The sequence below is a fragment of the Caulobacter sp. P1_B12_2 genome (genome assembly GCF_056406675.1).
Genome location: NZ_JBFTZS010000070.1, coordinates 1 through 13,592 on the forward strand (window position 1 = coordinate 1; position 13,592 = coordinate 13,592).

12 protein-coding genes are annotated in these 13,592 nt (G+C 68.0%); all 12 read left to right on the top strand.

Annotation, left to right across the window (positions count from 1 at the left end):
- Positions 1 to 240, top strand: a 240-nt coding sequence (gene rpsR, locus AC1DZ6_RS06570; RefSeq protein ID WP_477096394.1) for a 30S ribosomal protein S18, incomplete at its 5' end; no start/stop codon positions are given.
- Between the two features lie 13 nt (positions 241 to 253).
- Positions 254 to 838: a 50S ribosomal protein L9 gene (rplI, locus tag AC1DZ6_RS06575; protein WP_477096395.1), complete on the top strand. Its 585-nt coding sequence runs from the start codon at positions 254 to 256 to the stop codon at positions 836 to 838.
- A 199-nt stretch (positions 839 to 1,037) separates the two neighbouring features.
- Entirely contained in the window at positions 1,038 to 3,476 is a 2,439-nt protein-coding gene (locus AC1DZ6_RS06580) for a TonB-dependent receptor plug domain-containing protein (RefSeq protein ID WP_477096396.1), read from the top strand.
- A gap of 152 nt (positions 3,477 to 3,628) precedes the next feature.
- Positions 3,629 to 5,158 (top strand): replicative DNA helicase, encoded by a 1,530-nt coding sequence (locus AC1DZ6_RS06585; protein WP_477096397.1) that lies wholly within the window; start codon positions 3,629 to 3,631, stop codon positions 5,156 to 5,158.
- A gap of 85 nt (positions 5,159 to 5,243) precedes the next feature.
- Positions 5,244 to 5,927 carry a MarC family protein gene (locus tag AC1DZ6_RS06590; RefSeq protein ID WP_477096398.1) on the top strand — a complete coding sequence of 228 codons (684 nt, stop codon included), beginning with the start codon at positions 5,244 to 5,246 and terminating at the stop codon, positions 5,925 to 5,927.
- Between the two features lie 55 nt (positions 5,928 to 5,982).
- Positions 5,983 to 7,065, top strand: a complete 1,083-nt coding sequence (gene alr, locus AC1DZ6_RS06595; RefSeq protein WP_477096399.1) for an alanine racemase — start codon at positions 5,983 to 5,985, stop codon at positions 7,063 to 7,065.
- Between the two features lie 80 nt (positions 7,066 to 7,145).
- Positions 7,146 to 8,528, top strand: a complete 1,383-nt coding sequence (gene radA, locus AC1DZ6_RS06600; protein ID WP_477096400.1) for a DNA repair protein RadA — start codon at positions 7,146 to 7,148, stop codon at positions 8,526 to 8,528.
- The gene (locus tag AC1DZ6_RS06605) at positions 8,525 to 9,148 is read left to right on the top strand and encodes a CvpA family protein (RefSeq protein ID WP_477096401.1); all 624 of its coding nucleotides are present in this window, start codon (positions 8,525 to 8,527) and stop codon (positions 9,146 to 9,148) included. The genes radA and AC1DZ6_RS06605 overlap by 4 nt, the downstream gene beginning before the upstream one ends.
- Positions 9,145 to 10,644 carry an amidophosphoribosyltransferase gene (purF, locus tag AC1DZ6_RS06610; RefSeq protein WP_477096402.1) on the top strand — a complete coding sequence of 500 codons (1,500 nt, stop codon included), beginning with the start codon at positions 9,145 to 9,147 and terminating at the stop codon, positions 10,642 to 10,644. Before AC1DZ6_RS06605 ends, purF begins: the two co-directional genes overlap by 4 nt.
- Before the next feature lie 138 nt (positions 10,645 to 10,782).
- The gene (locus AC1DZ6_RS06615) at positions 10,783 to 11,766 is read left to right on the top strand and encodes a bile acid:sodium symporter family protein (RefSeq protein ID WP_477096403.1); all 984 of its coding nucleotides are present in this window, start codon (positions 10,783 to 10,785) and stop codon (positions 11,764 to 11,766) included.
- Between the two features lie 42 nt (positions 11,767 to 11,808).
- A complete protein-coding gene (locus AC1DZ6_RS06620; RefSeq protein ID WP_477096404.1) occupies positions 11,809 to 12,561 on the top strand; it encodes an SDR family NAD(P)-dependent oxidoreductase in 753 nt (250 codons plus the stop codon).
- A 298-nt stretch (positions 12,562 to 12,859) separates the two neighbouring features.
- The coding region (locus AC1DZ6_RS06625) for a PAS domain-containing protein (RefSeq protein WP_477096405.1) at positions 12,860 to 13,592 on the top strand (733 nt) is incomplete at its 3' end.

Below are 13,592 nucleotides of genomic sequence, written 5' to 3' on the forward strand. Positions count from 1 at the left end.
GCCGGTGCTGGCGGCGCCCGCCGCCCGTTCTTCCGTCGCCGCAAGGTTTGCCCGTTCTCGGGCGCCAACGCGCCGAAGATCGACTACAAGGACGTGAAGCTGCTGCAGCGTTACGTCTCCGAACGCGGCAAGATCGTGCCGTCGCGCATCACCGCGGTGTCGGCCAAGAAGCAACGCGAACTGGCCAAGGCCATCAAGCGCGCCCGCTTCCTGGCTCTGCTCCCCTACGTCGTGAAGTAAGGGAGACACCACGATGAAAGTCATTCTGCTCGAACGCGTCGAAGGCACCGGCGTCCTCGGCGACGTGGTCACGGTGAAGGACGGCTTCGCCCGTAACTTCCTGCTGCCGCGTCACAAGGCCCTGCGCGCCAACTCGGCCAACATGAAGAGCTTCGAAGTTCAGCGCGCTGAAATCGAAGCCCGCAACGTCAAGAACCGCGAAGCTGCGGGCAAGTCGGGCGAAGGCCTGGACGGCAAGCAGTACGTGATGATCCGTCAAGCCGGCGAAAGCGGCCAGCTGTACGGTTCGGTCGCGGGTCGCGATGTCGCCGACGCCATCAAGGCCGAAGGCGGCAAGGTCGATCGCTCGATGATCGTCCTCGACAAGCCGATCAAGACGCTCGGCGTTCACGAAGTGAAGGTGAAGCTGCACGCTGAAGTGACCGTCACGGTCACGCTCAACATCGCGCGCAGCCAAGACGAAGCCGATCGCCAAGCGCGCGGCGAAAACGTCGTCGCCGCTCAGTTCGAAGAAGATCGCGCGGCCGAGGCCGAAGCGGCTTCGGACATGGCGGCCGGCGGCGCCGGTTCGTTCGAAGGCGACCACTACGAGTCCTAACCGCCTCGTAGCGCATTGAACTGCAAGAAGAACGGCGCGGAGCAATCCGCGCCGTTTTTTTCTGCGTCATTCCACAGAATTGCTCAGCTTGTGAGCGAACGCACGCATCCCCATCCTTTCCCAAGGGGGAGACGGGCTCCTCCGCTTCCGGAACAAAAGGCGTCAAGCGCCCCGGGAGCCATGCGAGGGGATTTCGCAAATGCGTTTCAAAAGTTTTCTGCTGACCGCCACGTCGCTGGTCGCTGTCGCCGGGGCGGCTCACGCCCAGGACACGACGCCCGCCGATGACGCCAACGCCGTCGAGCAGGTCGTCGTCACCGGCACGCGCACCACAGGCCGCTCGCGCCTCGACACCCTGGCGCCCGTCGATGTCGTGACCGCCAAGAATCTGCAACAGCGCGGCGCGACCGACATCTCGACGGCCCTGGCCGCCACCGTGCCGTCCATCAACTTCCCCCGCCCGTCCAACACCGACGGCACCGACGCCATCCGCCCGATCGTCCTGCGCGGCATGGGTCCCGACCAGACCCTGGTGCTGGTCAACGGCGCCCGCCGCCACACCTCGGCCCTGATCAATGTCAACGGCTCGGTCGGTCGCGGTTCGGCCGCCGTCGATCTGAACGCCATTCCCAGCAGCGCCATCGACCGTATCGAAGTGCTGCGCGACGGGGCTTCGGCCCAGTACGGCTCGGACGCCATCGCCGGCGTCGTCAACCTGCGCCTTCGCGAAGCCGACCACGGCGGCGGCGTGACGGCGACCTATGGCCAGTACGTCACCAGCTTCAACGGCTTCTATGGCGGCAAGCACAACATCAGCGACGGCGCGGCCGCCACGGTGGCCGCCTGGCAGGGTTTCAAACTCGGCAGCGACGGCTTCCTGACGGTTTCGGCCCAATACCGCGACCTGGATCCGACCAATCGCGCCGACAATGACCCTCGCGTCTCCCCCACGCGGATCACCGGCCGCACCGGCGATCCCAAGATCGAGGACGTTTCGGTCTATCTGAACGCCGCCAAGCCCCTCGCCGCCGGTTGGGAAGCCTATGGCTGGTACGGCTATCAGCAGCGCGACGCCAATTCGGCCGCCAGCTTCCGTCTGCCGGGCGACGCCAGCCAGAATATCCCGTCGGTCTACCCCAACGGCTACCTGCCGTTGCTGACCACCGACACCGAGGATGTCACCGCAGCCGGCGGCCTGCGCGGCGAACTGGGCGGGTTCAAGATCGACACCAACCTGGTCTACGGCAGGAACGATATCGACTTCGGCGTCGAGAACACCCTGAACCCCTCGTACGGCCCCACCTCGCCCACCAGCTTCAAGGCCGGCGGCCTGACCTATGACCAACTGACCTTCGGCCTGGACGCCAGCCGCGAAGTCGAGGTCGGCTTGGCCGGCCCGCTGAACGTCGCTTTCGGCCTGGAGGCGCGCCGCGAAGGCTTCGAGATCAACGCCGGCGAAGTGGCGTCCTACGCGCGCGGCACGGCGGCCCCGACCCTCGCCTTCGGATCGCGCGGCTTCACCGGCTTCGCGCCCAGCAACGCCGTCGACGTGGATCGCCATGCCGTGGGCGTCTATCTCGACCTGGAAGGCAAGGTGACCGAGGGACTGACCGTCGGCGTCGCCGGCCGCTACGAGGACTATTCGGACTTCGGCTCCAGCACGACGGGCAAGTTCACGGCCCGCTACGACTTCAGCCCGTCCTTCGCCCTGCGCGGCGGTGTCTCGACCGGCTTCCGCGCTCCGAGCCTGCAGCAGCAGTACTACACGGCCACCTCGATCACCTATGTGGCCCAGGCCCAGCCGGGCGGCGGCACCATCCTGGTGCCGTTCGAGTCCGGCACCTATCCGTCGATCAGCCCCGTCGGACTGGCCCTGGGCGGCAAGCCGCTGAAGGCCGAGGAATCGACCAACTACTCGCTGGGCGCGGTCTATCGCAAAGGCGCCTTCGAACTGACGATCGACGGCTATCAGATCGACGTCGACGACCGCATCGTGCTGTCGGAGCTGTTCTCCAACGCGCCGGGCGCTTCCAACCCTAACGCCGCCCAGATCGGCGCTCTGCTGGCCCCCTACGGCACGACCGCCGCGCGGATCTTCATCAACGGCGTCGACACCTCGACCCGGGGCGTCGACGTGGTGGCGCGCTACAGGATCAATGACGAGCAGGCAGGCGTCTTCGACCTGACGCTCGCCGCGAACCTGAACGACTTCTCGGTCGAAAAAACCCCGGTCACCACGACCCTGGCCACGCCGCAGTCGCTGTTCGCCCGTCAGGCCACGCTGCGTTTCGAAAAGGGCACGCCGCGCGAGAAGGTCACCCTGCAAGGCGACTGGAGCAAGGATCAGTGGGGCGCGACCCTGCGCTCGACCTTCTACGGCGACGTCCTGTCGCCCGGCACGGCCAATGACGGCAGCACCGACTGGCGCACCGGCGTCAGCGGCGTCATCGACGCCGAAGCCCGCTACACCTTCCCGATCGGCCTGACGGTGTCGGCCGGCGCCGACAATCTGTTCGACCAGTACACCAACCAGATCCCGCCCAATCTCAACACCAGCGGCGCGGGGCCGTTCAGCAACTTCTCGCCCTATGGCTTCAATGGGCGCTTCCTCTACACCCGCTTGAGCTACAGCTGGTAAGCCCCTGAGCGGCTTGAACTAAGGGGAAAGGGGCGCGGCGAGCGATCGTCGCGCCCTTTTTCTTGCATCGAAATGGCTTCAGAACATACACGAAACATCCCCGTTCATCTGGGTGAGTCCCCGTCGCTCCCAACAATCGTTCGCGTTAACTTATGCCGATGTCCCTCGTCCCAGCTTTAGACCTCCGCCCGCCGTCTCAGGGCGATATCGTCGTCTCCGTCGCGCCTCACAACCTGGAGGCCGAGCAAGCGCTGCTGGGCGTGCTGCTTTACGACAACGCGGCCTATGAACGCCTGACCGACAGCCTGCAGGGCCGCCACTTCTACGAGCCCTTCCACGCGCGGCTGTTCCAGGCGATCGAGACCCATATCCGCAAGGGTCAGTTGGCCGAGCCGATCCTGCTGGCCGACGAGTTCAAGCACGATCCGGCCTTCGAGGAGCTGGGCGGCCTGCGCTACCTGGCCGACCTCGTGGACCGTGCTCCGCCCGCCGCCAATGTCGGCGACTACGCGCGCGCCGTCTTCGATCTGGCCCTGCGCCGCGATCTGATCCGCATCGGCGGCGAGATCGCCTCCACCGCCCACGGCGGGGTGAGCAAGGACGACGTCAAGCTGCCGGCCCGCGACCAGATCGAGGCGGCCGAACAGCAACTCTACACCCTGGCCGAAAGCGGCGTGGCGTCGTCGGGCTTCGTGAGCTTCGGCGAGGCCCTGCGCGGCGCCGTCGAGATGACCGCCGAGGCCTTCCAGCGCGATGGGGGCATGTCGGGCGTCGCCACCGACCTGATCGACCTCGACACCAAGATCGGCGGCCTGCACCCGTCCGACCTGATCGTGTTGGCCGGTCGTCCTTCGATGGGCAAGACGGCCCTGGCCACCAACATCGCCTTCAACGTCGCCAGGAAGTACGCCTGGGAGCCCCAGCCCGACGGCAGCAAGAAGACCGTCAGCGGCGGCGTCGTGGCCTTCTACTCGCTGGAAATGAGCGCCGAACAGCTGGCCCTGCGTATGCTGGCCGACGCCTCGGGCGTGTCGGGCGACAAGCTCCGCAAGGGCGAGATCGACGCGTCCGAGTTCGGCCGGGTGCGCGACGCGGCCATCGAGCTGCAGGAAGCGCCTCTCTACATCGACGCCACCGGCGGCATCTCCATCGCCAAGCTGACCGCCCGGGCCCGCCGCCTGAAGCGCCAGGTCGGCCTGGACCTGGTCGTCGTCGACTATCTGCAGCTGGTCACCGGCTCGGACCTGGGCTTCAACGCCAACCGGGTGCAGGAAGTCTCGCAGATCACCATGGGCCTCAAGGCCCTGGCCAAGGAGCTGGGCTGTCCCGTCATCGCTCTGTCGCAGCTGTCGCGCCAGGTCGAACAGCGCGAGGACAAGCGTCCCCAGCTGTCCGACCTTCGTGAATCGGGGTCGATCGAGCAGGACGCCGACATGGTCTGGTTCGTCTATCGCGAAAGCTACTATGTCGGCCGCTCCGAACCCCGCGAAGGCACGCCCGAGCACCTCCAGTGGCAGGAGGACCTGGACCGCCTGCAAGGCCTGGCCGAGGTGATCATCGCCAAGCAGCGTCACGGCCCCATCGGCACGGTGCGCCTGTCGTTCAACAGCGACACCACCCGCTTCGGCAACCTGGCCCGCGACCACTACTTCCACCAGCACAGCTCGGGCGGCGACGAATAGGCCTCCTGATTTGACGTGGAGGGACGGGCTGGGCCAGGGTGGCCGTCATCCCGAGTTCACGCCCGCTTAGCTTCAAGGTCGCCCGATGGAGTTCAATCCCCTGCCGGTGTCGTCCGTGGTCGGCGCGTTCCTGCTGGCGTTTCCGGCGCTGTTCTCGATCGTCAACCCGGTCGGCTCGGCCCTGATCTTTCACCAGCTTCTGGCCGATCATCCGCCCGAGACCCGCCGACGGCTGGCTCCGACGATCGCGATGTACGCCTTCGGCATCCTGCTCGGCTCGCTGCTGCTGGGCGGCTATATCCTGAACTTCTTCGGCGTCAGCCTGGGCGCCCTTCGGGTGGCCGGCGGGCTGGTGGTGGCGATCCGCGCCTGGGCGCTGCTGATGTCGCCTGAGGTCCACGCCGAGCACAAGACGGGCGACGACGCGCCGGTCCTCAGCCGCGCCGAGGACATCGCCTTCTTCCCCTTGACCATGCCGTTCACCACCGGACCCGGCGCGATCTCCGTGGCCATCGCCCTGTCGTCCCAGCGGCCGGCCGGCGGCGCCTCGGCGATCCCGTTCTTCACCGGCGCCGGCGTGGCCGTCGGGGTGATCGCGGTGCTGGTCTGGCTGCTCTACCGCGCCTCGGACCGGGTGCTGGCCTTCCTGGGCGTCTCGGGCGCACGAGTGCTGTCGCGGCTGATGGCCTTCCTGTTGATGTGCATCGGCGTGCAGATCGTCGCCAGCGGCGTCGAGAACCTGGCCGTCCAGTTCCTGGCCCGGCACTGAGGCTGCATCCGATCTCCACTGGCCTTGCGCGGCCCGCTCGGCTACGTCCCGCCTCGTGACCGAAGCCAGCCGCCTCACCCTCGACCTCGACGCCCTGGCGTCCAACCACGCCGTGCTCAAGGCCGCCGCCGGCGGGGTCGAGATCGCGCCCGCCGTGAAGGCCGACGGCTATGGCCTGGGCGCCGACCTCGTGGCCGGACGCCTGTGGGAGGAAGGCGCGCGCGGCTTCTACGTGGCCCGCCTGTCCGAAGGCGTGGCCCTGCGGCGGTCCCTGGGCGATCGCGCCGCCACCATCTACCTGCTGGACGGCGTCACGCCCGGCTCCGCCCCGGCCATCGAGGCGGCCGGCCTGACGCCGGTGCTCAACAGCCTGCCGCAGATCGAGGCCTGGAACAGCCACGCCCGCGGCCGCACCTTGGACGCCGCCCTGCACATCGACACCGGCATGAACCGTCTCGGCCTGCGCCCCGAGGAAGCCGTGGTGCTGACCGGCGCGATGGACCGGCTGAAGTTCCTGAACGTCACCCTGGTGATCAGCCACCTGGCCTGCGCCAGCGAACCCGATCACGCGCTGAACGCCCGCCAGCTCAGCCGTTTCACGGAAGCCGCCGCGCTCTTTCCCAACGCTCGACGCAGTCTCGCTAATTCCGGCGGGATCTTTCTGGACGAGTCCTTCCGCTTCGACCAATGCCGGCCCGGGATCAGCCTCTATGGCGGCGGTCCGCGCGACGTGCCGGATACCAGGATCAAGGCGGTGGCGACGCTTGAGGCGCCGATCCTCCAGGCCCGGGTCGTGCCGCGCGGCGAAAGCATCGGCTACGGCGCGGCCTTCGTCGCCCGGGAGACCACCCGCATCGCCATCCTGGCGGCCGGCTACGCCGACGGCGTGCCGCGCGCCGCCCATCCGCGCGGAGCGGTGTGGTTCGACGGCGCCCTGCGGCCGATGCTGGGTCGGGTGTCGATGGACCTGATCGCTGTCGACATCACCGACTGCGACGCCGCCCGCCCCGGCGCGATGATGCAGATCATCGGCCCGGACCTGCCCGTCGACGACGCGGCGGCCGCGGCGGGCACGACGGCCTACGAGCTACTGACCCGCATCGCGCCGCGCGCCCGGCGGATCGTCAAAGGCGCTTAAGGCCCGCGCATTCCCACGTCCGCCTTTGGCGCACCCGGCCGCCACTGTACGCTCCAGCCACTCTCGAATCAGGAGCATCCATGGCCCGTGACGGCGCCGTCTACGCCTGCCAGTCCTGCGGCGCGGTCACGACCAAGTGGTCGGGGCAGTGCTCGGCCTGCCAGAGCTGGAACAGCCTGGTCGAGGAGACCGGCGTCCGTGCGCCCGGCGCCCTGTCGGCCACCAAGGCCAGCCGCACGCGCGGCCTGCAGTTCACCGGCCTCGAAAGCGACACCCCCGCCCCGCCCCGCATCATCACCGGCGTCGACGAGTTCGACCGGGTGYGCGGCGGCGGCGTGGTGCCCGGCTCGGCCATCCTGATCGGCGGAGACCCGGGCGTGGGCAAGTCGACCCTGCTGCTGGAAGTGGTGGCCAAGGCCAGTCTGAAGGGCGTAAACTGCGCCTATATCTCGGGCGAAGAGGCGGTGGCTCAGATCCGGGGCCGCGCCGAGCGCATGGGGTTCGCCCAGGCCCCCGTGAAACTGGCCGCCGAAAGCAGCCTGCGCGACATCCTCGACGGCCTGAAGCGCGACAACTTCGACCTCGTCGTCATCGATTCGATCCAGACCATGTGGAGCGACGCCCACGAGGCCGGTCCCGGCACGRTCACCCAGGTGCGCGCCTGCGCCCAGGAACTGGTGCGCCTGGCCAAGAAGAAGGGCGTGGCCATCCTGCTGGTCGGCCACGTCACCAAGGACGGCCAGATCGCCGGTCCCCGCGTGGTCGAACACCTGGTCGACGCCGTGCTCAGCTTCGAAGGCGAGCGCGGCTATCCGTTCCGCATCCTGCGCGGCGCCAAGAACCGTTTCGGGGCCACCGACGAGATCGGCGTGTTCGAGATGGGCGACTCAGGCCTGCGCGAAGTGAAGAACCCCTCGGCCCTGTTCCTCAACGAGGGCGGCGAGCGGGCGGCGGGCGCGGCGGTGTTCGCCGGCATCGAGGGATCGCGGCCCGTCCTGGTGGAGTTCCAGGCCCTGGTCGCGCCCTCCGCGTACGGAACGCCCAGGCGCGCCGTGGTCGGATGGGATTCCGGACGCCTGGCGATGGTGTTGGCTGTGCTTGAATCGCGCTGCGGCCTTGGTTTTGGCAACAAGGACGTCTATCTGAACGTCGCTGGCGGCCTGCGGATCACCGAGCCGGCGGCGGACTTGGCGGCGGCGGCGGCCTTGGCCTCTTCGGCCCTGGACATCGCCCTGCCGCAGGACTGCGTCGTCTTCGGCGAGGTCAGCCTGTCCGGTGAAGTGCGGCCCGTGAGCCGTATGGAGACACGTTTGAAAGAGGCCGCGAAACTCGGCTTTGGTCGAGCTCTGGGACCGTTGTCGGGTCTGCCCGAAGGCGGCGGAGCCCTGCCGGTGGCGGGCGTGGCCAGACTGGCCGACGCGGTGCGCCGCATTGGCGACGAGATCTGGGGCCAGCTGACGTGACGCCTTTCGACATCATCTTCGGCCTGATCCTGCTGGTTTCGGCCCTGGTCGGCTTCGCCCGCGGCGCGTCGCGCGAGCTGACCTCGGCTCTGTCGTTCATCGTCGCCGCCCTGCTCTCCCTGCTGGCCCTGCGCATCACCGGTCCGCTGTTTCGCGGCTTGATGGATCCCGACTGGGCGGCGACGGCCGCCGCCATCCTGGTCACCTTCGTCATCATCTTCGTGGTCCTGCGCCTGCTGGGCGCCCAGATCACCAAGACGCTGCACGCCGACGGCGCTCTGGGCACGCTGGACCGCCTGATGGGCCTGGCGTTCGGCCTGCTGCGCGGCTTGGTGGTGCTGGGCGTGTTCAGCCTGGTGTTCCACATGGCCACCCCGCCCGACCGCGTCCCCAGCTGGATGTCGAAGTCGGCGCTGTACCCCCTGTCGAACGCCGCCGGCCGCGTCCTGAAGGTGTTCGCCCCCAAGGGCGCTGGCCTGGCCGGCAAGCTGGCCCCCGCCATTGAGGACGCCGTCCACGACGGCGCCAGCGACAAACCGTCCCGCCGCAAGTCAGGCGAACCGGGTTATGATAAGGACCAGCGTCGCTCCGTCGACGATCTGGTGGAGAAATCGCGATGACGTCCTTCGGCCAGTCGACCGACCGCTTCTCCTCCGCGCCGTGGCGTGATCCCGAGGACGACACCCTGCGCCTCGAATGCGGGGTCTTCGGCGTCTATGGCGTTCGCGACGCCGCCGCCGTCACCGCCCTGGGCCTGCACGCCCTTCAGCATCGCGGCCAGGAAGCCTGCGGCATCGCCGCCTTCGACGGCCAGCGCTTCCACACCGAACGCCACATGGGCCACGTGGGCGACGCCTTCACCGGCAACGACCTGGTCCAGCGCCTGCCGGGCGGCATGGCCATCGGCCACACCCGCTACTCCACGGCCGGGGGCGCCGGCATCCGCAACGTCCAGCCGATGTTCGCCGATCTTGAGACCGGCGGCGTGGCCATCGCCCACAACGGCAACCTGACCAACTTCCTCACCCTGCGCGAGCGCCTGGTCCAGGAAGGCGCGATCTTCCAGTCGACCTCGGACTCCGAGGTGATCCTCCACTTGATCGCCCGCTCGCGGAAGGCCCGCATCGTCGACCGCTTCATCGACGCCGTCGGCCAGATCGAAGGCGGCTACGCGATCGTGGCCATCACCAACAAGAAGATGATCGGCCTGCGCGACCCGCTGGGCATTCGCCCGCTGGTGCTGGGCGACCTGGACGGCCAGCCCGTCCTGGCCTCCGAGACCTGCGCGCTCGACATGATCGGCGCCCGCTTCGTGCGCGACGTCGAGCACGGCGAGATGGTGGTGATCTCCGAGACCGGCGTGAAGTCGCTCAAGCCGTTCCAGACCGTCGCCGCCCGTCCCTGCGTGTTCGAATACGTCTATTTCGCCCGACCCGACAGCGTCGTGAAYGGCCGCTCGGTCTATGACGTGCGCAAGCGCATGGGCCAGCGCCTGGCCATCGAAACCGGCGTCGAGGCCGATGTCGTGGTGCCGGTTCCCGACAGCGGCGTGCCCGCCGCCATCGGCTTCGCCCAGCAGAGCGGCCTCCCCTTCGACCTGGGCATCATCCGCAACCACTATGTGGGCCGCACCTTCATCCAGCCGACCCAGGGCGTTCGCGAACTGGGCGTGCGCATGAAGCACAGCCCCAACCGCGCCGTGCTGGAAGGCAAGCGCGTGATCCTGATCGACGACTCGATCGTGCGCGGCACCACCTCGCTGAAGATCGTCCGCATGGTCCGCGAGGCCGGCGCCAAGGAGGTTCACCTCCGTTCGGCCAGCCCGCCGATCAAGTGGCCCGACTTCTACGGCATCGACATGCCCGAGCGCGACCAACTGCTGGCGGCCAACAAGTCGCTTGAGGAGATGGCCAGGTTCCTGGAAGTCGACAGCCTGGGCTTCCTGTCGGTGGACGGCCTCTACCAGGCCCTGGAAGCCGGTCCTCGCGACCCGGCCCGCCCGCAGTTCACCGATCACTACTTCACCGGCGACTACCCCACACGCCTGACCGATCGCGAGATCGCCGAGGGCCGCAACGACCAGGCCGAGAAGCAGCTGTCGCTGCTCAGCGCCTAGATCTCGCTCCCCGTCCATCGTCCGCCTGCGTCATCCCCCGACTTGTTCGGGGGACCAAAGCTGCGCTAACCCAGATTTCCAGGCAGCTCGGCTTGGGTTCCCCGAACAAGTCGGGGGATGACGTATTGAGAGGCGCCCTTGGCCAACCCCGTTTCCACCCTCCTCGCCAAGCTGAAGATCGACGGCTACATCGTCGCCCTGTTCGGCATGGTCGTGCTGGCCTCGATCCTGCCGGTGCGCGGCGAGGCGGCGACGATCGTCGGCTGGGTGGTCAAGATCGCCATCGCCCTGCTGTTCTTTCTGCACGGCGCCAAGCTGTCGCGCGAGGCCGTGGTCGCGGGCCTGACCCACTGGCGCCTGCACCTGACGATCCTGGCCTTCACCTTCGTGCTGTTCCCGGTGCTGGGGCTGGCGATCAGCAAGTCGGGCCTGCTGTCGCCCACCCTGTCCAGCGGCATGCTGTTCCTGTGCTGCCTGCCCTCGACCGTGCAGTCGTCGATCGCCTTCACCTCGATCGGCCGCGGCAATGTCGCCGCCGCCGTTTGCGCGGCCTCGGCCTCGAACCTGCTGGGCATCTTCCTGACGCCGGTGCTGGTGGGCCTGCTGATGCATGCCCATGGCGACGTAGGCGGCTGGGACTCGATCAAGTCGATCGTCCTTCAGCTGCTGGTCCCCTTCGTGGCCGGCCAGCTCGCGCGGCCCTGGATCAAGGGCTGGATCGAGAAGCACAAGGCTCTGGTGGGCCAGGTCGATCGCGGCTCGATCCTGCTGGTCGTCTATTCAGCCTTCAGCGCCGCCGTGGTCGGCGGCATCTGGAAGATCGTCTCGATCCCGGAGCTGGGCGTGCTGCTGCTCGCCTGCGTGGTCCTGCTGGCCGTCGTGATGGCCGCCACCGTGTTCGGCGCGCGGGCCCTGGGCTTCTCCAAGCCCGACGAGGTGGCCATCGTGTTCTGCGGCTCCAAGAAGAGCCTGGCGACCGGCGTGCCGATGGCCGGCATCCTGTTCCCCGGCGCCACGGCGGGCATCCTGGTCCTGCCGCTGATGCTGTTCCACCAGATCCAGCTGATGGCCTGTTTGGTGATCGCCCAACGCTACGGCGCGCGGCCGGCGGACGAGGCCTGATCGCGGTTCCCATCACCTGGCTTAGCCACTAAGAACCCGCCCATGACTTCCGACTCCGAAAAGCCGCTGGCCGGCCGCATCGCCCTCGTCACCGGCGCCACCCGCGGCATCGGCGAGGCCATCGCCCTGGGCCTGGCCCAGGCCGGCGCCCATGTCGTCGCCGTGGGACGCACTCAGGGCGCCCTGGAGGCCCTGGACGACGTGATCTTCGCCGCGACCCGTGAGCACGCCACCCTGGTTCCTCTGGACCTGCGCGAGGCCGACGGCCTGGATCATCTCGCCTCGGCCCTGCACGAGCGCTACGGCAAGCTGGACATCCTGGTCGGGGCCGCCGGCGTGCTGGGCGCCCTGACGCCTGTCGGCCACCTGGACCCCAAGGGCTGGGACATGATCATGGCCACCAACCTGACGGCCAACTGGCGGCTGATCCGGGCCATGGACCCGCTGCTGCGCGGCGCGGAGGCCGGACGGGCCATCTTCCTGACCAGCAGCCTGGCCAAGAGCCATCGGGCCTTCTGGGGCGGCTACGCGGCCTCCAAGGCCGGGCTCGAGGCCATCGTCGGCTGCTATGACGACGAGATGGAGAACACCACGGTGCGCGCCGTCTGCGTCGATCCCGGCGCCATGCGCACCCGCATGCGGTCCGGGGCCTTCCCGGGCGAGGATCCGCAGACCGTGCCGGCGCCCGACACCATCGTCCCGCTGATCGTCGATCTGTCTCGCCCCGACCGCGTGCCGCCCAAGGGCGTCGTGCGCCTCAAGGAACGCGGGCAGGAATCGGCGAGCATCGACTGATCGCGCCCACCCACGCATCTGACCACCGTTAACTTGTCCGCCGACCGTTCGACTCCGACGAGGTGATCACGGAGGCGAATGTCGAGAACTCGACAAAGGTTCGGAAAAACAAACGCTTGTCGCCAAATTTCCCGGTCCGCGGCTCGGGCGCTCCTCCACCCGAAGATTGAGTTGCGCCAAACGGCCGCAGTAAAACGGGTGGTTTTGGGCATTAGCGTTAACGCGTCTTCAACCCTGCCGACGCACGCTTGACGTGCAGTGGAGTCCTTGGTGCGACTCCCTGCGGGGGAGTTCATCGATGTCGCTTTTTTCGCCCAAACGTCCTGACCCGAAGGCGGCTCAACGCCTCGCGGACCTTGAGGCGACCGTCGCCGCGATCGACCGCTCGCAGGCGATGATCGAGTTCCAGCTCGACGGCACGATCATCACCGCCAACAAGAACTTTCTCGCCACCGTGGGCTATTCGCTGGACGAGATCGTCGGCCGCCACCACGGCATGTTCGTCGACCCCGCCTATGGCCGCAGCGCAGAATACAAAGCCTTCTGGGCCAGCCTGGCGCGGGGCGAGTTCTTCTCCGACAAGTTCCATCGCGTGGGCAAGAGTGGCAAGGACGTCTGGATCCAGGGGAACTACAACCCGATCTTCGACGCCGCCGGCAAGCCCTGCAAGGTGATCAAGTTCGCCATCGACATCACCYAAGTCGAGCTCGAGCGCATCGAGAACGAGACGCGCCGCAAGGCCGAAGCCGAACAGAGCGCCATGGTCTGCTCGCTGGCCGGCTATCTGAAGCGTCTGGCGACCGGCGACCTGACCGCCCGGATCACCGAGAACTTCGAAGGCCGGTTCCTGCCGATCAAGGAAGACTTCAACGCCGCGGTCGACAGCCTGCGCTCGGCCATGAGCCAGATCGTCGGCTCCACGGACGGCCTGCGCGCCAGCTCCGATGAGATCGCCTCCGCCTCCGACGACCTGTCGCGCCGCACCGAGCAGCAGGCCGCCTCGCTGGAGGAAACCGCCGCCGCTCTGGACG